This window comes from Micromonospora sp. CNZ286, assembly GCF_014207755.1.
This window is the reverse complement of the sequence record NZ_JACHIZ010000001.1, coordinates 1,864,924-1,890,119: the sequence shown is the minus strand read 5'-3', so window position 1 is coordinate 1,890,119 and position 25,196 is coordinate 1,864,924. Positions and strand designations below refer to the sequence as shown.

17 protein-coding genes are annotated in these 25,196 nt (G+C 68.4%); 3 read left to right on the top strand and 14 right to left on the bottom strand.

Annotation, left to right across the window (positions count from 1 at the left end; translation table 11 throughout):
- Window positions 1-14 precede the first annotated feature (14 nt).
- The 6 genes from FHX31_RS08730 to FHX31_RS08705 form a co-directional block, all read right to left on the bottom strand.
- Window positions 15-3,017, bottom strand: a complete 3,003-nt coding sequence (locus FHX31_RS08730) for an AAA family ATPase (RefSeq protein WP_083395344.1) — start codon at window positions 3,015-3,017, stop codon at window positions 15-17.
- Window positions 3,014-4,279, bottom strand: a complete 1,266-nt coding sequence (locus tag FHX31_RS08725; protein ID WP_071098612.1) for a metallophosphoesterase family protein — start codon at window positions 4,277-4,279, stop codon at window positions 3,014-3,016. The genes FHX31_RS08730 and FHX31_RS08725 overlap by 4 nt, the downstream gene beginning before the upstream one ends.
- Before the next feature lie 93 nt (window positions 4,280-4,372).
- Window positions 4,373-5,689 carry an AAA family ATPase gene (locus FHX31_RS08720; protein ID WP_071099063.1) on the bottom strand — a complete coding sequence of 439 codons (1,317 nt, stop codon included), beginning with the start codon at window positions 5,687-5,689 and terminating at the stop codon, window positions 4,373-4,375.
- Window positions 5,686-7,176, bottom strand: coding sequence for a hypothetical protein (locus FHX31_RS08715; RefSeq protein WP_046566794.1), 1,491 nt, complete (start codon window positions 7,174-7,176; stop codon window positions 5,686-5,688). Before FHX31_RS08715 ends, FHX31_RS08720 begins: the two co-directional genes overlap by 4 nt.
- A complete protein-coding gene (locus FHX31_RS08710) occupies window positions 7,173-8,288 on the bottom strand; it encodes a hypothetical protein (RefSeq protein WP_225319484.1) in 1,116 nt (371 codons plus the stop codon). The genes FHX31_RS08715 and FHX31_RS08710 overlap by 4 nt, the downstream gene beginning before the upstream one ends.
- Window positions 8,289-8,324: 36 nt before the next feature.
- On the bottom strand, window positions 8,325-9,131 hold the full coding sequence (locus FHX31_RS08705) for a hypothetical protein (RefSeq protein WP_071099062.1): 807 nt from the start codon (window positions 9,129-9,131) through the stop codon (window positions 8,325-8,327).
- Between the two features lie 587 nt (window positions 9,132-9,718).
- Between FHX31_RS08705 and FHX31_RS32580 the strand changes: the two genes are divergently transcribed.
- A complete protein-coding gene (locus tag FHX31_RS32580; protein ID WP_225319483.1) occupies window positions 9,719-10,042 on the top strand; it encodes a low molecular weight phosphatase family protein in 324 nt (107 codons plus the stop codon).
- A 174-nt stretch (window positions 10,043-10,216) separates the two neighbouring features.
- Complete coding sequence (locus FHX31_RS08695) at window positions 10,217-10,579, top strand: ArsR/SmtB family transcription factor (protein WP_404803112.1); 363 nt, start codon at window positions 10,217-10,219, stop codon at window positions 10,577-10,579.
- Between the two features lie 232 nt (window positions 10,580-10,811).
- Here the strand turns inward: FHX31_RS08695 and FHX31_RS08690 are convergent, their stop codons facing one another.
- From FHX31_RS08690 to FHX31_RS08665, 6 genes are all read right to left on the bottom strand, one after another.
- Window positions 10,812-11,810: an alkylmercury lyase family protein gene (locus tag FHX31_RS08690; RefSeq protein WP_176921740.1), complete on the bottom strand. Its 999-nt coding sequence runs from the start codon at window positions 11,808-11,810 to the stop codon at window positions 10,812-10,814.
- A 238-nt stretch (window positions 11,811-12,048) separates the two neighbouring features.
- Window positions 12,049-12,435, bottom strand: coding sequence for a hypothetical protein (locus tag FHX31_RS08685; protein WP_071098609.1), 387 nt, complete (start codon window positions 12,433-12,435; stop codon window positions 12,049-12,051).
- A complete protein-coding gene (locus FHX31_RS08680; protein WP_071098607.1) occupies window positions 12,432-12,617 on the bottom strand; it encodes a hypothetical protein in 186 nt (61 codons plus the stop codon). Before FHX31_RS08680 ends, FHX31_RS08685 begins: the two co-directional genes overlap by 4 nt.
- 613 nt (window positions 12,618-13,230) lie before the next feature.
- Complete coding sequence (locus FHX31_RS08675; RefSeq protein WP_071098605.1) at window positions 13,231-15,987, bottom strand: phospholipase D-like domain-containing protein; 2,757 nt, start codon at window positions 15,985-15,987, stop codon at window positions 13,231-13,233.
- Window positions 15,962-17,380, bottom strand: coding sequence for a hypothetical protein (locus FHX31_RS08670; RefSeq protein ID WP_047891306.1), 1,419 nt, complete (start codon window positions 17,378-17,380; stop codon window positions 15,962-15,964). Before FHX31_RS08670 ends, FHX31_RS08675 begins: the two co-directional genes overlap by 26 nt.
- A 456-nt stretch (window positions 17,381-17,836) precedes the next feature.
- Complete coding sequence (locus FHX31_RS08665) at window positions 17,837-18,274, bottom strand: DUF4352 domain-containing protein (RefSeq protein WP_047891307.1); 438 nt, start codon at window positions 18,272-18,274, stop codon at window positions 17,837-17,839.
- A gap of 176 nt (window positions 18,275-18,450) precedes the next feature.
- On the opposite strand from FHX31_RS08665, the gene FHX31_RS08660 reads away from it, so the two are divergent.
- Window positions 18,451-18,597, top strand: coding sequence for a hypothetical protein (locus tag FHX31_RS08660; protein ID WP_161801610.1), 147 nt, complete (start codon window positions 18,451-18,453; stop codon window positions 18,595-18,597).
- A gap of 185 nt (window positions 18,598-18,782) precedes the next feature.
- On the opposite strand, the gene FHX31_RS08655 is transcribed toward FHX31_RS08660, so the two are convergent.
- Both FHX31_RS08655 and FHX31_RS08650 read right to left on the bottom strand, forming a co-directional pair.
- On the bottom strand, window positions 18,783-20,360 hold the full coding sequence (locus tag FHX31_RS08655) for a GTPase domain-containing protein (protein WP_083395341.1): 1,578 nt from the start codon (window positions 20,358-20,360) through the stop codon (window positions 18,783-18,785).
- Between the two features lie 10 nt (window positions 20,361-20,370).
- Window positions 20,371-24,120 carry a GTPase gene (locus tag FHX31_RS08650; protein ID WP_184975703.1) on the bottom strand — a complete coding sequence of 1,250 codons (3,750 nt, stop codon included), beginning with the start codon at window positions 24,118-24,120 and terminating at the stop codon, window positions 20,371-20,373.
- Between the last annotated feature and the right edge of the window lie 1,076 nt (window positions 24,121-25,196).

Sequence of the window (25,196 nt, the reverse complement as noted above, 5' to 3'; positions counted from 1 at the left end):
GGCGCCCTGTCAGCCTATTCAAGCAGGCCACGACCAAGGTCATCGTTGATGATCCTCTCTCGTTCCGAGGCGTCGGCCCAGTGGGCGTGACTAGTTGTCAGGGACTTCTCCACGACTAGTACATGTTCAGCGTTCTCGGTGATGGAACGCATGTGGCTGATCACCGTGACCAGCCGGCCGGTTGTGCTGTGGTCGGTCAGCGTATTGAGGGCATCGCGCAGGAAGGTGGTGTCAAGGGTGCCGAAGCCCTCGTCGAGGAAGAGCGCTTCGACGTGGCCGGTCGCACGGCTGGCGAGTTCGACTACGGCGAGCGCCAGGGCGAGGCTGGCGAGGAAGGTTTCGCCGCCGGAGAGCGTCTTAACATCTCGGGCAGCCATGGTGTCCATATCGATGATCCGGAAGTCGGCCGCGAACCTGTAGCGGCCACCGGAGATCGAGAGCAGGATCTCGCTTGCCTGGCGAAGCAGCGCTTGGAGGCGCCGGCTGACAGCGTCAGCGATGAACTTGCCCTCGGCCAGCACTACCGACAGTTGCGCAAGAACATCGACTGTGCCAGCCGCAGCATCAATCCGCTCCTGCAACGCGTTCACCACGGGGAGTTCCTCCCGGGCGCGCTCGATCTGTCTTTTCAGGTTCTGGACCGTACCGTGGGCGGCAAGGTATTGCTGCTCGAGGTCTTCTTCGCCGGCGGCACCAGCCGTATGGCAGGCAAGGCCGATGGCCTCTCCGGCAGCCTTCTCGGCACGCTGCTGTTCGTCGATTTTTGCGGCGCAGATGCCGAGGAGTTCCTTTGCCTGAGCGAGAAGATCAGCAGCCCAGTGCGCCTGCGTGTCCAGGTCTACGTGCGCGGCGGGCGCGGCCGCCGGTTCTTCGAGTCCGAATGCCCCTGCGGCGTCGTTAACCCGCTGCGCCAGGGTCAAGAGCTTGTCTCGCAGCGTCGCCGCCGGCTTGGTGATTTTCTTGGCGTAGGTCGTCTCCAGCGCCGCGCTCCGCGAGCGCAGGCCGGCGAGCGCTTGTTCGGCGCCGGTCCGTCGGCCGGCCAGCTCCTGAAGGAGTCGCTGATGGGCTTCGGCTGCTGCCTTCTGTTGCTGGACTTCCGCGACGTCCAGGGGTGTGGCGAGAGTGAAGCGGGCGGGTAGGCGGCTGGCCGCCTCGTCGATCGATTGGCGCAAGGCGACGTTGTCGCGTTCCTGCTCCTGATGGGCAGACATGCGCTTGGCGTGGGCCTCTGAGAGGGTGACGAATTCGGTTCTGGCGGCGGTCGCGGTATCGCGGGTGTCGTCGCGAATCTTTCCGGCGCGCTCGACGTCTTGCTGCGCTTTGGCAGCGTCATCGGTGACCAGTTTGAGGATCTGCTCGTCGGTTCCCGACAGGTCGGCGTCTCCAACGACTTCCTGGAGGCTGATCAGCGCTTCACTGAGCAGGCTCTCGGCTGTGGTCACGCTCTGCTGCGCGGCAGGCAGGTTGTCTCGTTCCAGGGTTTCCACCCGGGCGGCCGCTACGGCGGCCGCCCGACCCGTCTTCTCCGCCCGGACTCGGGCTTTCTTGTGGGCGTCGTCGGCGGCGGTGAGGTCGGGTGCGATCGGTGCCGTGAAGTCGGCAGGCAGGGGACGAGTACAGATGAGGCATGCCGCGCCGGGTTCGAGGTCCGCGGCGGCGTGCGCTGCGGCGTTCGCCTTCAGCAGCGCGCGGTGCGTTTGTTCGCTCTCGCTCCGGTTGTGCTCGGCCTCTTCTGCGATACCCGCCGCTTCTCTTGCCTTGGCTATGGCGGTGCCGAGAGCCTCTTCCGTCGTGGCGAGTTCTGCGCGTGCCTTCTCTAGGTCTGCGGCGGCTCCGCGCCAGATCCTCAGTCGTTCGACGGCCTTGTGCTGCCGATCCTGGGCTCGTTTGAACGCCGTTTCCGCGTCTGCATGCGTCTTGTTGGCCGCCGCGACGGCTGGCTCAAGATCGGCCAGGCTCTGTTGCACGCCTTGTAGCCGGAGCTGCTCGACGGCAAGGGCTGCGGCGTTCTCCGTAAACTGCCGGTGGCGTTTCCGCTGCTGGGGTAGCTGTTCGGCGAGGTATTTCAGAGTGTTGATCGTCGTGGCGGTGCCGGCCACATTCCCGCCGTACTGCTCGGCCTGTGTGAGCTGACCTTGCAGGAGGTCTTGCTCGATCTGCAGTTGGTGGGTCAGTTGGTTGATGTCGGCGCGCTGGCCGTTGAGCGTTTGAGCCTGCAACGCCAAGGCGTGTAGCTGGTCGGCGGCGCCGGCAGGAACTGCGGCCGCCAGGGATTCCTTCAGCTGGGTCAGCGTGCTGGCCGCCCCGGCGGCTCGTCGCTGTTCGGCACGCGCATCAGCGATGGCGGCCCGAGCATTCTGGAGATGTTCCAGGCCCTGCTGCTGCACGCTGTGCTGTTCGGCCGCGGCGGCCAGCGCCGCGGCCGGGTCGTCGAGGAACCTCCTGCGGTGCAGCTGGTACTCGTTGAGCCGGTCCTTGAGCCGCGCCTGAAGGGTTCGGGCGTGCTCGCGGACCTGGCCCAGTTGCTCGAGACCGAGGACGGAGTCGAGGACTTTGCCTCGGTCACGGTCGCTCATGCGCAGCAGTTCCTGGAAGCGGCCTTGGGGCAGGACCACGGCACGTAGAAAGGTGTCGCAGTCGAGCCCGACAATCCGCCGGATCTCTGCGGTGACCTGCCTGGCCCCGGTGGTTAGGGCGCCGGTGTCGAGGCAGGTCAGCCGGTGCACTGACGTGGCGGTGTGCCGGCTGACGGACCGTGATACCTGCCATCGGCGGCTGCCGACGGTGAACGTGAGTTCGACGGCGAGGGTGCCGTCACCGCCGTCGGCGATCAACGGGGATGCGGTGGCAGCGTAGGTGCATCGGTTGTAGAGGGCGTAGCAGATCGCTTCCAGAATCGTCGATTTCCCGGCGCCGGTGTCGCCGACTATCGCGATGAAGCGCTTATCGGTGAAGTCAATGGTCTGCTTCGCGGTGTACGTGCCCAGGCCGCAGAAGGTCAATGTCTGTGGTCTCATGCCGCCCCTCCGATGGTGGCCGTGCTGGTTGCCGGCAGCGGGAAGGCGATCTCGGGGTCGGCCGCCAGTAGCTGCTCTTCCGGCAGCTCGGGTGGTTCGTGTTCGCTGGCGTGCGGCAGCAGGGTGCTGAAAAGCTGAAGAACCTGTTGCGCCGAGACGCCTTGGACACCGCGGGTGGCGAGGTATTCGCTGAACAACGTCGTGGTGTCGACGTCGGTGGCGTCGTCGACAGGGGCGAGCAGTTCGAGCCTGCGGTCGGCGGCGTTCTCCCGTAGATCGGCGATGGTGGCCTCAGGCAGCAGGCCGCGGATCTGGCCGGCCAGGTTGTCGATGTGGTTTTCGGTGTTGACCGTAACCAGGCAGATGTCCGTGGTCACGGAGGCCGCCGTGGTGCGGATCTCGTCGAGCGTTCCGGTGATGTAGTGCAGCCGGCGGCCGCGCTTTAGCGGAATTCGTTCAAGGACGGCGCCTTGGCCGGGCTGCAGCGTCGCGACGACGACGCTCTTGTCCTCGCCGACCTCACCGAAGTCAAGCTGCAGGGGTGAGCCTGCGTAGCAGCCCGTTACGCTGGTGGTCGGCAGTGGCTGCGGTTTGTGGATGTGACCGAACGCCGCGTAGGTGACCACCGGCAGGTGCTGTGGATCGGTGGCGTAGAAGTCGCAGGTGTGGCTGGGGTTCTCGGTCCGCGACGGGATGGCGCCGGCGATGTACTGATGTGCGGCAAACACGCTCACGTCGCGGGACGCGTCGAACCCGTCTCTGAGCTCGCGCATGAGGCGCTGCTGCAAGCCGGCGATGTGTCCGGCGTAGGTGATGCGCCGCTGGCCGGGTTCGTCGAAGACGTTGACGATGCGGTTGGCGCTGATGAACGGCAGTGCGGCGACGTGAATCGCCTGCTCGCCGGCTGGTAACCGCAGGACTTCACCGACGGCGTTGTCGTGGCTGGTGACGAAGTGGATCGGCGCGGACCGGCTGAGCAGGTCGTGCAGCCAGTGCAGGTATGCAGCCGAGTCGTGGTTGCCGCAGACGACCACGACTGGAGCGATCTCGGCGAGGTTGTGCAGCGTGCTGGTGGCCAGTTTGAGCGAGTGCAGCGGTGGCCGCTGCATGTCGAACAAGTCACCCGTGTTGAGAATCAGGTCGGGGCGGGTGGCGGCAGCGATTTCGGTGATCTCGGCGAGCACCGCTTCGTGGTCGCTCGCCCGGGAGTGGCCATAGGTGGTACGTCCGAGGTGCCAGTCGGAGGTGTGCAGTACTTTCACGTGCGACCTCTTCGTCGTCAGTGGCTGCGATCGGTGGGAGGACCGGCATTGTGAACCCGACAAGGGCCGGCCAGAACGGTGCCAGGGGTGAGCTCAGAGGGCCCGGATGCGGTGGGCAATGAGATGCTCAAGCAGGGCCTGGTTGGCTTCCCAGCCGTTGGGAAAGCGCGGTTGCGTGTTAAAGGGCACGGGGTCGGCGGACGGGTGGGCGTCCAGCAGGTCGGAGATGCCGTCGCGGGCGACCACGATGCAGGCATGCCGGTGCCGTGAGGTCAGGACGCACAGCCGCCCGGATTCGAGGTGGAACGCCGTGGCGTCGCGGCGGCCGGACAGCGGATGTAGCACGATGACGATGTCGTACTCGCTGCCCTGCAGCCGGTTCGCGGTGTCGACGCGGATGTTCGGATAAGCGGTCTCGGCCAGCCCGCTTTTGATGGCAGCCATCTGGTCGCGGTGTGCCACACCGATCGCCACTCGGTCTGCCGTCACCCTGGCACCATCGGGGTGGCGTTCATCGCGGAGCATCGTGCCGCGCTCGAGAACACGCACAGCGAGCGCAACGACCGCGGCGACCGCTTCAGCGTCGGTGCGCACCGTGTGCCGGCGCGGCAGTTGGTAGAAGGCCCAGCCGTTGGCTGCGGCATGTTCGATCGCCCGGTCAGCGGGGCTATTGCCGAGGCTGCGGGTCGGCAGCCACATCTCCCGCGCGCCCTGTTCGGGCGCGGATTCGAAGGGTGCGAACGGATAGAAGGCGTCCGACACCGGGATCGCGGTGTGAGGGGCAAGCCGCCACGAGCGCGGCAGCTGCCGTTCCGGGATGTCCGGATTGTTAGCGAGCATGGCGGCCACCGCGCTCTGCAGCGGGCTCCAGGCCAGGCCGGTCCATCGGTCGACGTTGACGACGGAGAACGGGTCGAGTTGCCCAGGGTCGCCGACGAACGCAGCCCGTTCGAACGTCGAAGCGAGTCGCAACAGGGTGTCCGAACGCATCTGGTACGCCTCGTCGATGATCGCCCACGGCCCGCGCTCGGTGATGACGGGGTCGAGCCACTTCGCTGCGGTGGCAACCACGATGGCTGCCTGACGCAGATCGGGGAACCGGTTCGCAATCAGGATGTTGGAGGCTGCGAGGGTGGCCGGCACCGGGTAGCCGTAGGCGGTGTATCGGCCGACGGTGATCCCCGGATCCACGGCGGCGATCTTGGCGACGAGATCGTCGACTTGGGAGTTGGTTTGTGCGACGACGCGCACCTGGTCGCCGTGCCGGGCCAGGTGGTGAGCCATGTAGGTGACGGCGGTGCTCTTGCCAGCTCCGGGGGGTGAGTTGAGCACCACGCCAGGTTGCGGACCCTCGGTCAATAACCGAAGTACGTCGAGGACCGCGGTGGGCGGGACATAGGTGACGGTCATGACCACGGCTCCTGGGCATCCTGCTCCGTCGGCAGGTAAGGCTTGGGCGGGCCGCCATGAGTCCACGGGGTGTCCTCCTTGCGCGGCAGCGTCGGCGCCCGGCGGTAGTCGTCCTTGAAGAGGCTGTAGCACACGGAGTCCCCTACGGCGGGGACGGTGCCGGGCCGTGGTTCACGCCCGCTGCCCATGCCCTCGCGAAGTTCCAGCTCGACCATCACCGTGTCGCCGTCACGAGTCACCGAGACGACCGTGGTCTTCTGGTCCAGCAACTCAGGCCGGCGCAGACCGCTCTCGCCGGCGGCGAGGCTGATCGCGTCGGTGGTCGATACGGTGATCAGCGGCCGCAGGCTCCTGCCGACCCGCCGGTTCGGGACGGCGGCGATGACGGTACCGACGAACGCCTCACCGATCATCCGAGCCTCGGCCATCACCATCGGGTCGTCGAAGGCGCGCTCCGCGTCATACTGCTGCTGGGCCCGTTCCAACCAGTACAGGCGCCGGGCGGCGTACACCGCTGAGTCACGTTTGGGCTGCGCCCCAGGGCTGGTCGCGATCCAGTCGGCGGCCTGCGTGAAAGCGTCAAGGTCCCGTTCCCAGCGAACACCGACATGAGCACCGGCCGGAAGACTAGGGTCACGCAACAGGGTGATCGCCTGCCACATCCGATGCCAGGTGCCGTCGAGCTGCTTTCGCAACTCCTTGCGGATCTTGTCCTCGGCGATGCGCGACGCCGCCGGGCTCGCCGCCTGGTGGTAGGCGGCGAGCAGCGGCTCGAGGATGCCGTTGTCGAACGACGGATCCGTGGCAGGTCCGGCAGGCGGTACCTTCAACGGATTTTCGCAGGCACGCGCGGCATCCCGCCCGGTCATCCCGGGTGGCGGCGCGATCCAGCCGAGTACAGCGGGAAGATGCTGGTCCTCCTCGGTGCTCTGCCCGGTTGCCCAATGCAGGGTCAGCGCGTCGGTCGCCGCGACCAGCATGGCGGAGCCGGCGTATTCAGCACGGTCGGCGAGGAACGTCAGCCATTTACCCATGACCGGGATGTTGCGTGGCACGGCCCACTCGCCTGTACTCCTTCGCAAGCGGGTGGAGCGCCCGAGGATCCGGATGAACTCGACGCCGGCACGGTTCGGCACCCAGACCTGCGGTGCGTCCGCGCACCGGTACTGCACGCCGGACGCGCCGGCACGCACCGGAAGACGCCGGTTCGTGCGCGGCGTGATGTAGGCGGCGAAGATCTTGGCCAGCTCATAGGCGAAGGCAACCTGCTGGTCACGGTTCCGGGGCTGCGCAACCGTCAACAGCTCCGGTGTATCAGGGCTGGTGCCAATCATGACGGCGAGCGGGGCGTGGGCCTCGCCCGCCATCGCCAACGGCACGAACACCAGCGGCTCACTGCTCACATGCAGATGCCGGACAGTCGTCAGGCGCTGCGCCACCGCCTGGTCGCTGGCATGGGCGCGGGCCAGGGACGTCAGCAGGCTCACATCAAGCTCCCGAGCAACTCGTCCCGATACTGTTGGGCCCGCCGCAGCAACTCAGCTTGTTCGACCTGGTCCAGGCCAGGAAGGCGCGTACCGCGAGCCAGACCGACGACCTCACCGATCGTGTCCAGCGCCAGCTCCTCACGGACCTGCCGGCCGAGCACCGCCGTGGAACCTTGTTCCTCGGAGCGGCAGAACCGCGCCATCTCACAGGTGTCCAGGCACGACGGTGCGTAGCGTGCCGGCACCAGACGCAGGCCCGCCTTCAGCTCCTCGGCGGAGCGGGAACCGGCCGGGCCACGCAGAGCGAACGTCAACCCTGCCGGCAGGTTCGACAGAATCGTGTCGAGGTCATGCATCCGCATCAGCATCCGCCGGACCGCCGCGACCTGGTTCCGGACGTTGACCCGGGCCGCGAACGGCTTGTTGATAAAGTTCTGCGGGCACACGAAGATCGCCTCGTCCGCCACCAGGTCCTCGTCGAACCCGTGGGAACGAAGCAGTTCCCGAAGGGCGTAGACGTAGACCGCAGCCTGCAACTCTGCGCCTTCCACCGCGGCCGCAGGCGCCTGGCCGTCGATCACCGAGAACGACTTGACCTCGACGATGTAGAACTTCCCGCCCGACTTCACAGCCACCAGATCGGGCTCGAGGAAGACGTCGTAACCCGCGACCGTGATCTTCAAGTACGGGTGGTCGAACAGCGTCCCGCCATCCTGCGCCGAGCGGGCCACAGCGGTCAGCCGCTGAACCGTGTTGCGGTACCGGGCTAGCTTGCCCTCGTTGCCGCCGATGGTCTTCAAGTCCTCGTGTTCGGCTTCCGGAATGGATAGCCCGATGTCCTCCCGCAGCAACGTCAGCAGCTGCGCACCGCCACTCGCCTTGACCTGGGCTTCGAACTGGGCGCCTCGGGCAAGTACCATCCGCGACGGCTTGGCGTACATCGGGTGCCGGATGGCTCGGGCCAGCTCGTCCTTGTCGATACCGGCTGCATCCAGCAGATTCCGGCGGCCGCAGCCCGGGTTGCCGACAATCGACGAGATAGCCCTGGCGTCGAGGCTCTGTGGTTCAGTGTCCCCCCGCAGCGCGTCAAGACGCGCCGTCAGTTCTTTCACGTGCTCTTCCTTCGCGTGGGAAGTGCGGATTCAAGATCAGGTGTCGCTCGCAGCATGCGACGCCACCTTGAGAGCGGCGCCGAACAGCTGGTGAAGATCGTCGAGCTGGTCGACGGCGCGCCGGGCTGCCGCTTCGCGCTGCGACAGGTCTGCGTCACGATGAACTTCCAGCTCGGCCTGCGCCGCACGCCGCACGGCGTCCGGCCTCGTCGTGTCGAATGAGGTGGCACCGCCGGGGATGTTGGCGGCGAACTGCCACAACAGACGCCGGGCGGGCAGAGTCACCCAGTCCGGGTGGCTCAGGTGCTCGGCGATACGGATCGCCGAGGTCAGAAAGTGAACCCTGGGACTCAGCGGCCCGACGATACGGGTGGAAAGCGGCCAGGTGGAGACAGCCAGGAGACCGCGGGCAGGCGAGAGCCGGTCAGCGGTCAGGGCCGCACACAAGTAGTACGGCCGAGCCCACGGCGCCGTCTTGAAGGATCTTTCCTCGTCTCGGCGAAGGCTCGTCAGCTGCTGCCCGTTCAAGGCTCCAGCGAAGACCGCCTGGTGCAGGGCGACGATGAGCTTCGGCGCCGCCGGGACGCCCAGGAACGTCAAGGCCTGGTGGACCTGGTCACGAATCGACAGCAGGTTCCCGGCGTCCTGCGGCTCGGTCCGCGGTTGCGAAGCCAGCTTTTCCGGTTCGATCGCCAGAAGCGCGTCATCCCACTGCACCTCCGCCTGACGAAGGTCGGATCGCAGACGCCGCGCCTCGGCCCGATCACCGGCCATCAGGGCACGACGCACGGCTGTGCGCAGCTCGTCGATGCGCGCCTCGAGATCGTCGAGAGATTCAGCCACGGACACACCGTAGCCGCTTCCACGCGTTCCAGCAAGTTCCAGTTTTCTCCAAGAGTCCGCCGTGGACGGAACATCGACTGGACCAGCAGAGCTTGCAACGAAGGCGACTCAGCCGATCAGCACTCCGCCACGCTCCATAGGAGGCACGCTGGACCCCGGCTCGACGCTCCGATCCACGCTGCGCTCACGTGCGCTGTTCAGGCGCTGCTTCTCTGGTCGCCCGGCATTGCTGGCCTAGGTGACGTCATGCACTGATGAGGTGTGACTGGCCCGGACTTGGCAGCGAGCGGGCGAGGATTTCCGTGCCCGCGGCAGGAACACGCCTTCTAAGACGTCCTAGGAGGATAGGGTTCCTGGCCCGACCGTCGCTCCTCCTTCTTCGACTGCGGCCCCCATCCGTGTGCTGGCAGCGAGGGGCATGGCGAGGGCTGCGGCGGCATGGATCGCGAACACCGCGACGACGATCGTGGTGACCGGTAGGCGGCGTCGGGCGCCGGTGAGGACGAGTCGTCCGGTGACAGACAGAACGCCGAGCAGGCCGGCGGCGGTGGCGGCGAAGGTGGCCGGGTGGCGGCGAAGGTGGCCGGGTGGCCGCGGCTGATGAGGTAACCGACCACGGGGACGCCGATGGCGCTGGTGGCGGCACCGTGGGCGATCAGGGCGGCAACGAGGATCCAGAACCGGGGGTCGCGCATCACGGCACGCGCCGCAATGCGTCGCAGGGTGTGGTCCGGTCGCGCCACGGGGCTGGGTGCCCTGGCATGCGGCGGCCCGTCTTTCCCGGCAAGCGCTACGAGGACTGGAATCTCGAAGACCCCGCCGGCAAGGGCGTCGAAGCGGTCCGCCCGATCGGCGACGAGATCCGCACCCGGGTGGAGAAGCTCCTCACCGGACTGGGCCCCACCGCCTGACCAACCCGCCGGCGCTGCCCGTCGCTAGTCACCCCTCGGGCGGGGCCGACAACTCGCTCATCCGGCCGCTGACACGGCCGGGACAGGTCAACACGGCTCCCTGCCCGCAAACTGACGGTGACCCGGTACTGGTTCAACCGGCGCATCGATGGTGTCGGTGCAACGATGTACGGCGTGCCAACTGCGAAAACTGCTACACCTGCCGTCTCGCCGCTGGCCGGCGAGCCGATCAAGCGTGCCGATGCCGAGCGGCTCGCGGGAGTGCTGAAGGCATTCGCCGACCCGGCCCGGCTGCGACTGCTCAGTCTGATCCAGTCCGCCCCGGAGGGCGAGGCGTCCGTGAGTGACCTCACCGCGCCGCTCGGTCTCTCCCAGCCGACCGTGAGTCATCACCTTCGGATCCTCACCGAGGCCGGCCTGCTCGAACGCGAAAAGCGCGGCGTCTGGGCGTACTACCGGCTCGTGCCGCCCGCGATCGCGGCGATCGCCGACCTGCTGACGCCACCCCGCAAGCGAGCGACGAAGAAGGCCCGCTGAGCGGCACCCGCGAAGGCCGGCGCCCAATCCTGCGGGTGCCGGCACGGGCGTCCGCTCTGGTCGCGGGTGCGTCGGCCACGCCGGCAAGGTCTTGCCTCATCCACGGTGCCGGGCTGGTCGGATCGGTGGCGACACCGTGGTTAGGAGTAGGGACACCAGTTTTTGCCCGTGGTCGGCCAGCCGGCGCCGCTGGCCGTGAGCCGCTTTAACGGTGGCGATAGCCGACCGGGCGTCAGACCAAGCGGTGGTCGAGGGCGGTGTGGGGGGCGAGCAGCGGTTCGAAGATGTCGCGGCCGAGGGTGACGGCCTGGTCCTGGTCGAGAACCGTGGCGGCCAGGCTGGGGTGGGCGTCGATCCACGCCTGAGCGCCGGATGCGCTCGTGAAGAAGTTGATGGTGGAGCAGCAGGTGTCCACGGAGCGACCGGCGTCTCCGGTGGCCGCGTACACGATCACCGCTTCGGCCGGCTGGAAGGTGGCGGCACCGTTGGTGATGGTCACGCGGACCGGTTGGCCGGTGTGCGGATCGGCGGAGGTGATGGTCGCGTCGGTGCCGAGCATGAACGGCATGCCCAACGCGTCGATGGCGCACATCGCGTACACCTCGACATCGCCGAATGAAACCCGGTGCGGCGTCGGCGTTGGGGAGAACGGGTAGGCCGCGACCAGACGCCCGCCGCTGTCGAGGGCGACAAGGTCTTCCCGGGCAAGTTCCCGCAGCGCCTTCGCGGTGTCCAGGTCCGCCTCGCTGGCGGCAGCGCGGATGTCGGCATCAGTGGGGGCAGCTCCGGTGGCGGCGAAGTGATGCAGGATCGCTCGATGCACCTGCTGGAGGCTGTCGGGGAGCTGCTCGGCGCGGCGGGGCCGATCTGTCCGGATCGCATTGCCCGGCTGCTGGCAGCAATCGACCCGGCTCTGCTCCCTTGCGGTGGTAGCGGGTCCGGCGCCTATCGCCTGGCGCAGGGCAGCGCGGATGCGCTCGCCAGTGGGGATATCTAAGCGACAGGCCGCTGAACCGTCGCCGGTGGCGCCCATCACGTCCACGCCGTTGACCAGGATCGACGGAGACGGATAGTCGCCCACGACCTCGGTGACCCCCGTGATGGGCAGACCGACGTCGGCCAGGGCCGCGCGCAGCTCATGCCGAGCCGGCGCGAGGTTCGGACAGTCCGGCACCGAACGAAGCTCAACAGCCACCCGGCCCTCTGCGGTGCGATCTGCTGCCGCGGTCATCACAGCCCTCCTAACAAACGGCCCGGGTGGCATCACGCGTCGCCGACTGGCCGGCACGGCTCTACCCGTACCTGACTGAACCTTTCGGTCAGGGGAAGGTCAAGGCGCGACGATAGACGCCAGATGCGGATCGGGGGAACTTGCGTGATGCCGGAGATGGTGAGCCGGCCGCGTTGACCGGTGCACATCGGGTCTTGCTCGCCGTCGCGGTGGCGGTCCACGCCGTGTAGTACCTGGGTCAGATTGGGATGACCGGGCCGCCGCCGGCGATGCCGCCGTACAGGCCGGGCTGGCCGGTCAGCACGCTGCAACCGAGGTCGATCGCGGCGAGCACCGCGGTGGCGGCGTCGACCCTGCCGACCGTGTCGAGGGTGACTGCGAGGGCCTCCCAGCTGTCCGGCGGTGGCGAGAGGATCTCGGCGATCGGGTGGTTGACGAGCAGCTGCAGGCGGTCCGTGTCGACGACCATCCGGGCGGCTTCGGCCACGCACAGTACCGGCAGCCCGAACACGCAGTTCTCTTCGTCGGCGACCTCGGCGATCACCTCACCGACGTCAATCGACCCTCGAGTGAAGGCGATGATCGCAGAGGCGTCGAGGACGACCCGGACGGCCGGTTCGGTCACGCGGCGCGGGCCGGCAGGCCAAGCTGCTCGCGAGCCTGGGCGTCGAGCTCCGCCGTCCACCGCTCCCGGGCCTCGTCCAGGCGGCGGCGCGCGCGAGCCTTCCCCTCGTCGGAGACGACGAGGCCGGCGGCGGCGAGGATCTCCTCGCTGCGGGCGCCGGTGTTGGGGCTCCTGTCGGCCATGCCCGCAGGATACCCCCTGGTAGGCGCGGGAGTCACCAGCACGCCGCCGGCGCTGCTGCCGGGCGCTGGGGCTACTGGTGCTGGTGCTGGTGCTGGTGGGGCAGTTGAGCGTGGCACGCGAACGGCGGGAGCGCGACCTCGAGGAGAGGCGTACCCGGTCGCCAAACGCATCACCGACTCCGGCCCATGCCTGGTTCCCGGTTAGCATCCCGACCGGCCGGTCCTGCCCGCCACCATCACCCACCGGCTCCAACGCCTCGGCCTCCAGCCCAGCAGCTACCGCGCTGCCGCCCCTGGTTCACCTGGCCGTCGAGATGCCCCCGGCCGTCCTCGGCGACATCCTCCCAGTTAACCGGGCCGTTGCGGCGAGCTGGAGACAGCCCGGCGTTCGCGGAGGTGCTGCGAGAGCGAGTTGCGGGGGTACGGAATGGAGTTGCCAACGCTGCGTGGCGAGCCCTGTACTGACGGCGCCCTCCCCGCCTCTACCAGGTCCGCACCCGCACCGCGCCCAGATCGACGACCGGTGCCGGGCAGGACAGTGCCGAGCGACGCAGGGCTTCTGCGTCGCGGGCCGGTATACGCCGCTAATCCGGACCGGCGCCGCCGCGACCGCCTACTCCGGTGGTCCCGCAGCGACGTCGATGCCGGCCCTGGCCAGTAGGGTCAGTGCCTCCGGGAAGGCGCGGTTGAGCGGGCCGTGGTTGATGCGGACGCGGCTAGCAAGTTCATTGTCCCGGGCGATGCGGGTGGCGTCGCCGAGCACCGTGAGCCGGTAGTGCCACCATCGCACCGCTCCGTCGCGCTGCTCTACCCGGATCAGGTCATCTGCGGCCCGGGCGGCGATCGCCCATCTGCCGTTCGCGCCGGTGGCCCACACGGCGACGACGCCGGCGCCGTCGATGGCATCGAGAGCCTCGGCGGCCGCGTGGAACGGGTTGGTGAAGGCGCCGCCGACGTGGAGTGCGGTGTCAGCGTGCCGGTTCACCCGCCAGGCCGGCCGGCGGTCCTCCAGCTTGTCGATGGCGGTGGCGAGCGGGTCGTCGTCGACGATCATCACCGCGGTGCGCATGACGTCGTCCGGGTCGATGGGGAAGCCGCGGCTGTTGCTTATGGCCTCCGCGTAGTCAGCCACGAGGGTGGCGTCGGCGGCGACCACGAGGTGCGCGGCCCGTTCGGCGGCCTCCTCGTAGCGCAGGTACTCGGCGGGGCGGCCCGCCGTGGGTAGGTGGTCGCGGATGAGGTAGAGAGCGACGGCGGCCACGCTCGCGACGTTGGCCTCGATGGCCGCTGGCATGTCGTCCAGGTCGAGCGTCTCGACCACCTGGGCGAGCACGGTGATCCACCCCTGCTCACCGTGCGGCGTCTCCCAGGCGCCCAGTTCGACGCCGACGAGCACGAGCGTCCCGACCGCCAACCGGTCGATGGCGGGCAGGTGGGCGAGGTCGACGCGAACGGCACGGGTGAGCGCGCGGCCGACGCGGCGCAACTCGTGCAGCGCTCGCTCGTCGTTGTCGTCGTTCGGGTCGCTCTCGTCGTCCGCGTTGCGGGAGCCGCCGAGCTCGGCGTTCTGCCCGGTCGAGGGGTCGATGTCGTCGTTGACGGTGTTCGCGTCGTCTCCGTCGAGTCCGGCGGCGCGTTCGTCGCTGAGGAGGTCGGTCGGCTGGAGCAGGTCGCTGCCGTAGCTCGTGCTGGTGGCGGAAAGGGCCGCAAACCCGCCGAGTGAGAAGTGGAACATGGCTGTGCCGAGCCGGCTTTTGGCGTCGTCGCTGTAGCGCAGCCAGTCCTCGGGGTCGGTGTCGAGCCTCGGCGTGCCGGTGGCTGTCTCCGACTCGCCGGTGGGCCCGCTGGTGCCGCCTGCGGCGGGTAGGGCGATGCTGGCGCGGGAGGCGGCGAGCTGCCGGACCCCGTGGAGCCACCGTTCGGCCAGGCGCGCGTCGGCGAGGATCTCGATCGGTCCCTGGGAGCCTCCCCGCGGCTCGTCGCTCACCCGGAACATGGTCCGTTCGGGATCGGTGACGAACACCAGGTTTCCGTCGCGCGTGACGCCGTGTTCGGTCCATGCCGTCCGCACCCGGGATCCGCCGGGCAGGTCGACGCCGGCGATGAGGTGTTGGACGGCGCCTTCGGGGACGGCACCGACGTCGGCCCAGGTGTCGAAATCGGTGTGGGAGGAGGCCACGATCCGTACCGGGCGGGGTGTGGGGTGCGCGAACGTGAGGTGCAGTCCGCCGGCGGCGCGGGTCGCCGCGAGGAGCGTGGCCCTGGTGGCCGTGTCGACGTGGTTGGTCGTGCTGATCCGGACGGCGGGCACCTCGTCGAGGCGGATCGGCACACCGCCGGGAAACAGCGGTGCGGAAGGCCGGGCAAGAACGGCGAGCTCGACGTTTCCGCCGTCGGCGACGGGCTTGAGCAAAGCTGCCGAGGACAGGTTGGGGCTGCCGGTGAGCGTCCAGCATGCGCCGTCGTAGCCGATGGCTTCGACGAGCTTGCCGTGTCGGTAGGAGCGGTGCCGGTCCTCCACCACCTCGAGGTCGATGCCGAGGTCGCCGATCACACGGGCTATCGCCTCGGGTTGCACGACTGTCCGGTGCCCGGATTGCACGGCGAGCGTGACACGTGCCGGGGCCAGACGCAGCGTCAGCTCCTGGATTGCCTCGGCGCGCGCGTCGTGAAACGGCGCATAGAGCCGCAGGCACTCCACGGGCGTGACCGGAAGCTGGTCGATGATGGGAGCGTCGGAGGTGTGCACCAGCCGGTGGCCCGTGTCAACGACCTGGCCTCCGCTCAAGGCTTCGAGGGCGGCGGCGGTGCGACCCATCGCGTCGGCGGCGGGCGGGCTGATCGCGCAGAGCCGGGCGACGCTCCGCAGCCATTCCGCCGCGTCGACGACCAGCCGGGGACACCTGTCCCGATCCACGGCGGCGATCGTCCAGGTCTCGGCGTTGAGGTGCCAGCCGCCGACCGAAAGGTTGCCCGAGCCGACGGCCACCAGCGCTCGCGCGGGCCCCACGATGACGGTGAGCTTGGGGTGGAAGGCCCTCCCCGCGGTTGGGGGTACGGCGAGGCCGTGCACGTAGCGGGTGCCGGCGTTTCGGGCGGCGCGCGGGTCCGGGTTGGACATGCGCAGATCGCCGACGACCGTGACGCGGGCACCGGTCGCCTGGGTGACGCCCAGCACGGCACGCTCGAAGAAGCCTAGGTCGGCGTTGAAGGTGCAGAAGAGCGCCTCACGGGCCTGCCGATCGGCGTGTTTCTCCTCGGCAAAGATGTACGGCAGAGGCGACGGCACTGTCACGACGTCGCCGGCGTTCTGGTAGTCGCCGCCGCCGACGTCGAAGGCCTGGTCAGGCAATGAGGTCACCCCGGTCACCGATCCCCCACACGGCGTCGGTGCGGGCGAGCAGGCCCATGCCGGCGAGGATGCCGGCCAGTTGGTCCCACCGCAGCGAGGCGGAACCCGCCGTCTCGTCGGAGTCGCGGAACAGCAGGTCATCGCGCAGATGCACCCGGGTGGGAATCTTGAGAACGCCCTTTCGGGGATCGACGCGGGCCTTGGCCAGCGCGAGCCGCTGCGACCGGTCGACCATCGTGTCGGTGAGCCATCGGGCGAAGTCGCGCAGTGACCTGTCGTGCCATCGGTCAAGCTGGTCGGCCAACCACCGCGGCGCCAGCTGCTCGTAGCGGTCCTGTGCCTCGTGTCCCTCGAAGCCGTGCAGCTCCCGACCGGCCAGCTCACGCACACGGCGAGCGCCGAGGGCCAGCACGCTGAGGTCGCGCACGGGAGTCTCCAGGCCCAACAGCCCCGGATCGTGCTCGGCGGGCACCGGCCGTCCCGTGCTGTCCATGGTTCGTGGCAGCCCATCCCGGAACGCTCCGACGGTGCTGTCGGGTAGCAGGTCCGCGAGGTGTGCGGCCAGCTCCGCGCGGGGCGTGAGCCCTTGGATGCCGTTGACAAGCCAGGCCCAGAGGCTCCGCCACGCCGTGACGGAGTAGTTGCGCAGGATGAGGCCCCGCCACTCGTCGGACAGCTCCAATGCGGACAGGACCGGGTCGCTCATCGCCTCCGGCTCGTATGCAAGAAATCGCGACACGTCACGGGTTACCCGGCGGACCTCCGTCAGCTGAATGACGCGGGCGATCATGCGCAGCGTCTGCCGGCGGACACCGGCCCGCGTCGCGGGCGTCTCGGCGTCCGAGGCGGCGAACAGTCGGGCGAGCCAAGCGCCGTCCGCGCTGGTGGCCGAATGGCAGATGCACAGCGACTCGTAGGCGTCGAGCGTCGCGTCGTCGAGGGTCCGCCTGCTGACCAGGTCAAGCACGTCGCCGAGCCCCTGAGCGACAGCACCGGTATCCATCTGGTCACCGGGACCGATGTCGTCGGCTCTGGTCACGATTCGAAGCAGAACCTCGGAGCCCCGGTACGCCGGCCAGAAACCCCAATTCGGCTTGGCGTAGACACCCGGCGCGGCCAACTCCGCCACATCCACGCCGCCGTCGGACCCCCGCCTCAGGATCTCGTCGTATCCGTGTGGTCGGGACAGCGCCTCGTGGGCGAAGCCGGCGGCGCGGTAGTGACGCGCCGACACCGCCCCAACGACGACCTCAGCCCGGCGCAACAGGCTCTGTGCCGCGCTGCGGGGCAAGCCCCGCCTCTGCGCCTCCGCGGAGATCAGGCCGTGAAGCGCGTAGTAGCGGGCGTTGAGAGTAACCGTCGTGACCCCGGGCACAAGCCGATCTACAACGTTCATGGTGAACCGCTCCACCGACAGCGGAAACCGGCCCGCGTAAGTCCTTGATCCTGAAGACGACCACCCAGGACCAGTCACCACGGCCGCCAGTCTGCCGCCGGCTCCGACTCGGCGCAAGCACGGACGAGCGTCGAGGTGATAGCCAGGGTGACGACGTTGGAGACAGTCTCTCCGGCTGGCCGCCGCCGACGCCGTACATCCCGGGGCCCGCTCGTCGAGTGGCCTCGGCACCGGCCCTCGTCATCGCGCCATGGACTGCGGGAGGTATCCACCCTGGGGACATCTCAGTCAGAAGCGGCAAGCCGCCTGTGGCCTCGTCCTCCGGCACTCCAAATCACTGATCTTCCGGCAGAGGGCACGATCATCGGGGCGCAACGCTCCATAGGTGCATGAGACCATGGGCGCCGCGCTTTTGCCCTTATGGGACAGAAGGTCGTTGAGCGCCATACTCGCTGCAGAGACATCCGCCTCTTAGCCCCAGATCGCTATGGCCGGGCCTGGACCGAACAGTTGGTCTTCGATGAGACGGATCTCCTTGATCCTGCTTCCCTTATCCAGCTCGAAGGTGAGCCAGCCGCGAACGCAGTCTTTCGGCAGGACTGTGGCGGAGTAAGGCAGGGCAGGCTGCCGCGGTTCGGGAGTGATGTCGGCGGGCTGTAGTTGGTAGTCGTCGGTGGTCTTGAGCTGCCAGGAGCTCCAACTCGGGGTCGGCAGGCTCTCCCCCGTGGTGGCGTTGCAGATCTTCACATCGGCCGGCACCCACACTTTGCCCTTGTCGGGCTCGGAGTCCGCCTGTCCGTCAAATTTGGCCGAGTAAATGGTTACTTTCCAACCAGCGCCGGTGAATGTCTGGCCGATCTTGAGTCGGGCCGGGCCCTGGTCCTCAGTCGGGGATGGCGACCTGTCCACAGCGGTCGGGGTTCTCGTGGCAGGCGCGGCCGAACTGGCCTGCGAAACTGGACCCCGGGGTGCTGGTGTATCGGCGCTGTTGCCGCAACCGGCAAGGAGGACCGCTGCCGTGGCGACGGCAGTAACTGAGCCTGCCTTCATGACCCGTAACCTACCGTCCCTTGTGGGGTGTCGCAGTGAACGCCTCAAGCGGCTACAACACCGTCGTGCGGACGAACGGCGCCGGGCTCTGCATCGACGTCGAGTGGGTACGCCGCCACGCCGGGAAGGGCTTCCGCGTTCATCCCGCCGGTGGGTCCTGGAACGAACCTTCGGCGGCCTGATGCAGCACGGTGACTCGTGTGTGACTACAAAACCCTCCCTCGGCGCCCCTGCGACGATGATCCGTTGGGCGAGCCGACGCTGGTCGCTGGTGAAGTACCTCGGGTGGTGCCGAGGAAAACCAAGGGCGACCCGGGGAGGAGAATAGCCATGACGGGACGAGACAGACGATCAGCAACCCGCTTGCTTACGCCCCTGTCTCGTGCAGCGGCCTTGCAGCCGCTCGAGAGAGACCCTCGCCTTCCACGATGGCTTCTTGCAGTTGCCTGACGAGTTGGCGCAGGCTCGCGTCGAGGTCGACCTGGTCTTTCGTCTGGGCGATGATCTCGTCGCGTACGTCGTCGACGAACGGCTGCCAGGTGTCGCGGGCGAGCCGCGTGCATTCGGCGATGACCTGTTGACGCATCTCGGCCGCGGCCTTGTCCTGGTTCAGGCGCGTGCGATTCGCGAGGTGTTGGTCGACGAACTTCGTCAGGTAGACGGTGAGGGGGAGCGCGGCTTCGATGGTGCCTAGGTACGGCTTCACCTTCTCGGCCATCTTTAACGTCTTGGTCTCCTTGCCGGCGGTCTGTCCGACGTCCTTGGTCATGGTCTTCAGCACGCCGAGCAGCATGCTCCCGATGTTGTTGGTGTGTTCCGAGATCTGGCCGGGCCCGTCCGGGGCGGTGGCGGCGTTCTCCCCGGACTTGAGTGTCCCGACCAGCGAAGCGAAGCCGGCCCAGGTGGGGAGGGCGCGGTCTCGCTCCTTGCCCTTGCGGATCGACTGCCGCAGCCGATCGAGGTGGCCTTCATGCTTGATGAACCACTCGCCGACCGTGCGCTGCAGTTCGTCGGCGGCGGAGCCGGACTCCCACGACCGCCGCAGCACCTCGTCGACGAGGCCTTCGAGGCCGGCATGGGCGGCCCGGTCGAGGTTGCCGAGCTGCCTCTCCCATTGGTCGCGGCGATCGACGCCGTGGGCGGCCACCCTGGCTTGTTCGGCGTAGTCCGCCAGTTGCCCGCGCAGTACGGACAAGGTCTCGTCCAGCACCGCTGACCAGTACCGTTGCCCGGCCGCGTGCCGCCATCCGGGCAGGGCTGACGGGGACACCGCGCCGAAAGCGTTCGTGAGGTCCTGCATGCCGTCCCAGTCCCGGAACTCGTCCCAGGTGTCGCGGCCGAGATCGGTGGCCGGCCCGGCAGTCTCGAACGGGTCCTGCGAGACGACGAAGACCGGCACGCGGTCGTCCAGGCCGAATAGTTCCCGCAACTCGCGGACCTTGCGGTCGCCGAGTTCCCGGTACCCCGCGGGGTTGGACTCCGGGTTCCCGTAGGCCTCGTCGAATCGGGAGATGACGAACCACATCGTCCCGGCCGGCCAGCCCTGCGTGAACAGCCTCCGGAGTACGTCGCGTTCGGCGGTCACCAGCTGCGGGGTCAGCACCGCGATGCCGACGTCGGTGAGCCCGACCGCGGCCATCGCGCGGGAGCTGTTCTGTTCGCGGACGCCGGACGCGCCGACGTCGAATCCGGGGGTGTCGCGGACGATGCACGTACCGAACTCGACGTCGTTGACCTCGAAGGTCTCGTGGCGTGCGCTGATCGTCAGCCAGTCGGGAACGTCGCGGCCTGAGTCGACGAGCAAGCGGCGGAGCAGGGAACTCTTGCCGGTGTCGTAGGACCCGAAGAGGGTCACGACCGGTCGGTCCCGTTTCTGGAAGGCGTCCCAGTCGTCGGCGTGCCGCCCGGGCGATCCACCGGGAAGCCGCCCCAGCCAGTCGCGCACCGCGTCAATGTCAACCACTGTAATCCGTTCCTTCCATTTCTTCCGCGGCCACGATCAGGGCATCGGCCACCTCGACACGTACCTTTGCCGATTCCATCTGCTCGACGATCGACGATTCCCGGGCGAGGTGTTCGTCGAGCAGCGCTTCGAGGTCCGCGGTCTGCTGCTCGAGGTAGGCGACGTGACCTCCCCACTGCTCATCGCGCATGATCAGATCGACGATCCGGGCGGCCGTCTCGTCGATCTTCTGCCACGCCGATTCCTGCTGCTCCCGGTGCTGGCCGGCCTTCTGGGCGTCGGTGGCCATCTCCGCGATGTCCAAGGCGGAGGCGATGGCCCCGAGGACGAGCCCGGCCCGAGCGACGTTGGCGCCGCCCTTGACCGCGCCCCACGGTTTGAACTTGTAGTTGAATTGCTTCAGGACCGTGTAGAATGCGTCCCGGTTTCCGAGGGCTTTCGCGAGCGGCGCAACGGCTCCTGCGACACTGCCCGCGCCTGCGGCCACCTCCTCGTACCAGGCGGTTCCCTGGGCCTGGAACTCTGCCGCGAGCTCGGGTGCCACCTGGAGTTCGGCAGCGCGTATCTCGCGTCCGATCGTCGGGAGGTGATCGCCATGCCACTCGGCCAACCGGCGTGCCGCGTCGTCGCGGTAGCGTTCAAGATCAGCCTCGAACTGCGGTGTCTTCCACCAGGACTCGACGAGGCTCGTCAGCTTCTGGGCGTCCTTGCGCTCGAGGTCCGCGACCGCGGATTTCGCCGGCACCGCGTGGCGGTCCACCATGCGGCGGGCGTCCTCGCGCAGTGAGCTCTCGACGATCATGGCGTCGCGCACCGCGTCCCGGAGGCTGGCGATCAGCGGTTCCAGGTGGCTCAGCTCCTTCTCGCCTTCGGCCAGCACCTGGTGCAGCGTGTGCCGGTGACGCTTGAGGGCGGTGACGGCCGCGTCGAGGGCGGCCGAGGACGCCGCATCGGCCAGCCGCTCGTCGGAGAGGCCGGACAGGGCGCTCGTCAGTGCGGCCACGCCGTCCCACAGCCGATGCTCGTCGAAGTCCACGGGCTGCGCCGTCGCCGCCCCACCGACCAGGCCGAACGGATCCCCGGACAGGCAGTGGATCCGGTCGAGCTCCACGTCGGCGCAACGCGCGGCGAGGGCCGCGCGCAGCTCCTCGCGATTGCGGTTCTGCAGATTGAGGAAATCATCGGGTGCGGTCAGCGGATCGACGCCCAGCTCGTCGCACCGATTGATGAGGAACACCGTCCGCCCGCCCTTGGCGGCGGTCATCTCCGTGCCGTGCAGGAGCTCCTCCAGCATCGAGGTGTTGCCGACCAGGAGGTTGACGTGGACGACGACGAGCACGAGAGCGGCCTCGGTGATCGCCTCGAGCGCGGTGGCGTCGTGCTCGTCGTGTCCGCTTTGCAGGCCGGGTGTGTCCACGAGATCGAACCCGGGGAACCGGTAGCGGCTCGCGACCGTGGTCGCCGGCAGCGCCCGGATGTCGAACGCGGTGTCCGGCCGCAGGCCACCGTCCACCATGATCCGGTGGACCAGCGACGACTTACCCGAGTTGTAGTCCCCCAGCACGGCGAAGACCGGCCGCGCCCCGCGGACGCGCCAGAAGGTTCCGACGACGTCGGCCAGGGCGCGGTCACGCCGGGCCGCGTCCTCCAGGTCGTGACGCCAGGAGTAGATCTGCGCCGGCGTCGGTGACCGCCACGCGGCGGTCACGGCGTGTGCCAGCCGCGCCCGGTCCGCCTCCTGGCGACTCGCGTACGCCTCGCGCACCGCCTCGCCGATCCGCACCGGCTGGTAGTCGACGCCGGACTCCAGCCAGTCCTCGCCCAGCAACACCCGCGTCACCTCGGCCGGGGTCTCCCCGATCCGGCGCTGTGCCCGCCGCAGGACGTCGGTCACCGCCGGCGCGGGCCGGACCGCGTCGGCGTAGGTCCGCAGGCTGTCGAGCAGCCGCGTGATCCGGGCGCGCGCCATCCGACGCTCGATCGCGGCGCTCAGCGACTCGCCGACCGCGGGCCCCAGCGACGTCCACGCGGCTCTGCGGCTGTCCTGGACGAGCGCGTCCTCGTAGGCGACGAACGTCCGGTCCACCGCCCGATGACCTTCGGCGATGGCGTCGGCCTTCGCCTTCCGGGTCTGCTCCGCCCCCTGCTCGCTCGCCTTCTTACCGAAGTACTTCCCGACCTGGGTGACGATGCCGATGCCGGCGAGCGTGGTGGCGAGCACCCATCCCGCGGGGTTCCAGATGAGCGGCAGCGCAAGGGCGCCGAGACCCACCGCGATGCTCGTGCCCTGGGCGGCGTCACCCGCCACGCTGCCGCCCTTGTCACCGGCGATCGTCGCAGCGTGCACCGCGGCCGGCCCGCTCACGGCGGACTCGTCGTCCACCGCGATCTCCAGCTCACGCTGGAGGAACACCTGACGGTCCGCCCACACGGCCTGCGCCGCGGTGGCCATGGCTCCTTCGTCGTACGTGGCGGCCCGGAACTCCGGCTCGCCGAACGCCTTGCGCTCGGCGAAGGCCCGCTGGATCGCGTCGTCGACGTTGACCTTCGCCTGCCGGTGGCAGCCCGCCAGGTGCGACGCAGCCAGATGCCGGACGAAACGGTCCAGCGACCCCTTGGGCGGCGAGGTGTACGGGCCGCCCCGCGCCTGCTCGGACAGATCGACCAGATCTCCGCTGAGCGCCGCGTCGTGCAGCCACTGGGCACGTTCGGCGTCCTCCGGATAGCCCAGCACGGCGAACAGCGACTCGACCCGCCGCTCCAGGGACTCCGCCTCCCGCTCGAGCTCGGCCGCCAGGTTTTCGAGCTCGCCGATCCCGCGGCGGCACCGTGATCGGATGTCCTCGCGCAGCGCGGTCAGCCGCAGATCGGCGCCGCCCTCCGCAATCGATGCGGTGATGAGGCGCTCCAGCTTGGGGAAGTTCGACCAGCGGTCGAGGTAGTCCGTACCGAAACTTTCCCGTTCGTTCTGGAAGTCCTCGGGGAACGGACCGCGGAACGGGGTCGCGGCGCGCGCGTACAGGGCCCGCTGGCCCTGGATCGCGACGACCGGGATGTCGAACATCCCGATCTGGGCGAGCTGGGTCCGGATGTTGTCGGCGTGCTGGCGAACCGTCTCGGACAGATGCCGGCGGCCGGACTCCCGGACCACCGCCGGGTGATGCCAGCGCCGGTTGCGGGAGTTGAGGACGGCCACCACCGGCTTTCCCCGGTCGAGGACCCAGGCGGCGATCTTCTTGAACTCCATCGCCTGCTGGGACTGGCTGTCGAAGCACAGGAGCACGATGTCGGCGATCTCAACCGCCGCACGGGCCCGGGCTTCGAGGACATCACGACTCTCGGAGGCGCCCCAGCCGTTGATCCCGGGTGTGTCGAACAGCCGGCAGTCCCGCCACCCGACCTGGCGCACCTCAGTGGTGAAATCGTTGTCACCGGGCGAGACGTACGCCCCGTCGAGCCGGCCGAACACCGACAGCAGGGTGCTCTTCCCGGCGCCGGTCCGCCCGAAGAACGCGATGTTGAACGTGCCGAGCGACTCCCGCTCACGGTCGAGGTGACGCCGCAGCTCCGCCGGAAACCCCTGGACGAAGTCTTCCAGCCGAGCGATCGAGCCCGGGCCCTGCCCTTGGGTGAAGGCGGCGACCAAGCCGTCCGTGATGTCGTCCAGGTGCACCAGTTCCGCGCGTCCCTGCTCGACGGCCGACCGAACGGCCTCCTCGAACGACCGCACCTCTGTCGTCAACTCATCATCACTTTCGCTGCCTGACGGGTCACGGCTCGGATTGCACCCTCAACTTGCCGGCGACCACACACCGAGAAGTTGTCTACGGGATGCATGGCGATCTTGTCCAGCGTGAAGCTGAGATCAAAGCCCGTCTGCCGGGGGGAGAATTCCAATGCTTCACCTGATCAGGTGCAGCGGTGCCGGCCAAGCGATGATCGGGTACTGCTCGACCGGGTCGGAAACGGCTGCGTCGGTGGCCGCGTCTCGTCCGCGGACAGGGACGCGGATTCGGTAGGCCCGAGGCCCGGCGGCGGTCAGGGTCGGGATCCGGTCGGGTCCACCACTGCGGCGCAAGGCCACTGGATCTTCGCCGCAGGGAGAACGATGTTCACGAGCAGCGGCACGACCCCAGCACCGAGATCCGGACGCCGCACGAAGGGCAGAACACCGTCCCTCGTGTGGCAACCTCGGGTGGCGCTTGTTTTGTCAGGGATGGCGGAGCTCCATCGGATTTCGCCTTACGGGGCGAAGCCGCTTGCTGTAGCGCTTTGCGGGTTTTCGGACCGATTCGCTCTTTCTTGGTCTTAGCGCGGCGCCGTTTGACAGCCAGGCTCTCGGTACCAGGTATCGAGATACCAGGCGGCGGAAGAATGCTCCTCACCAGGTCGGTCGATACATTCGCCCATCCCATGTTGCGGAGGTGACGCGAGATCTCCCAGGTGGCCCACAACGGCCGGCGCGCATGAATATGAAGAACCGCCCGGCGAATTTCCTCGAGAGGAGGGCGAACCTCAACAGGTCTGGGTGTCGCAGCGACCACTATCTCCTTGCGGGGCTTCGGGATGCGCTTGATTCGGGATTGTACCCGGCGTACGGCAAGAGAAATTTCTTTCGATGTCAGGCGAGCCCAACCGTCGCCCTTGCGGTGAAGAATTTTTTGCACGGATTCCTGCGCCTTCGAGCGCAGGATGACGGCAATCTCACTCTCGAGTTCACGAACCGACGGCTTTGGTGCGCGACGGATGCCTGCCGAAGCCGCGGTCGCCTCCGCCTTGCCTCGTCGCCGGGCAGGGGGCTTGGATTTCATAGCCAGG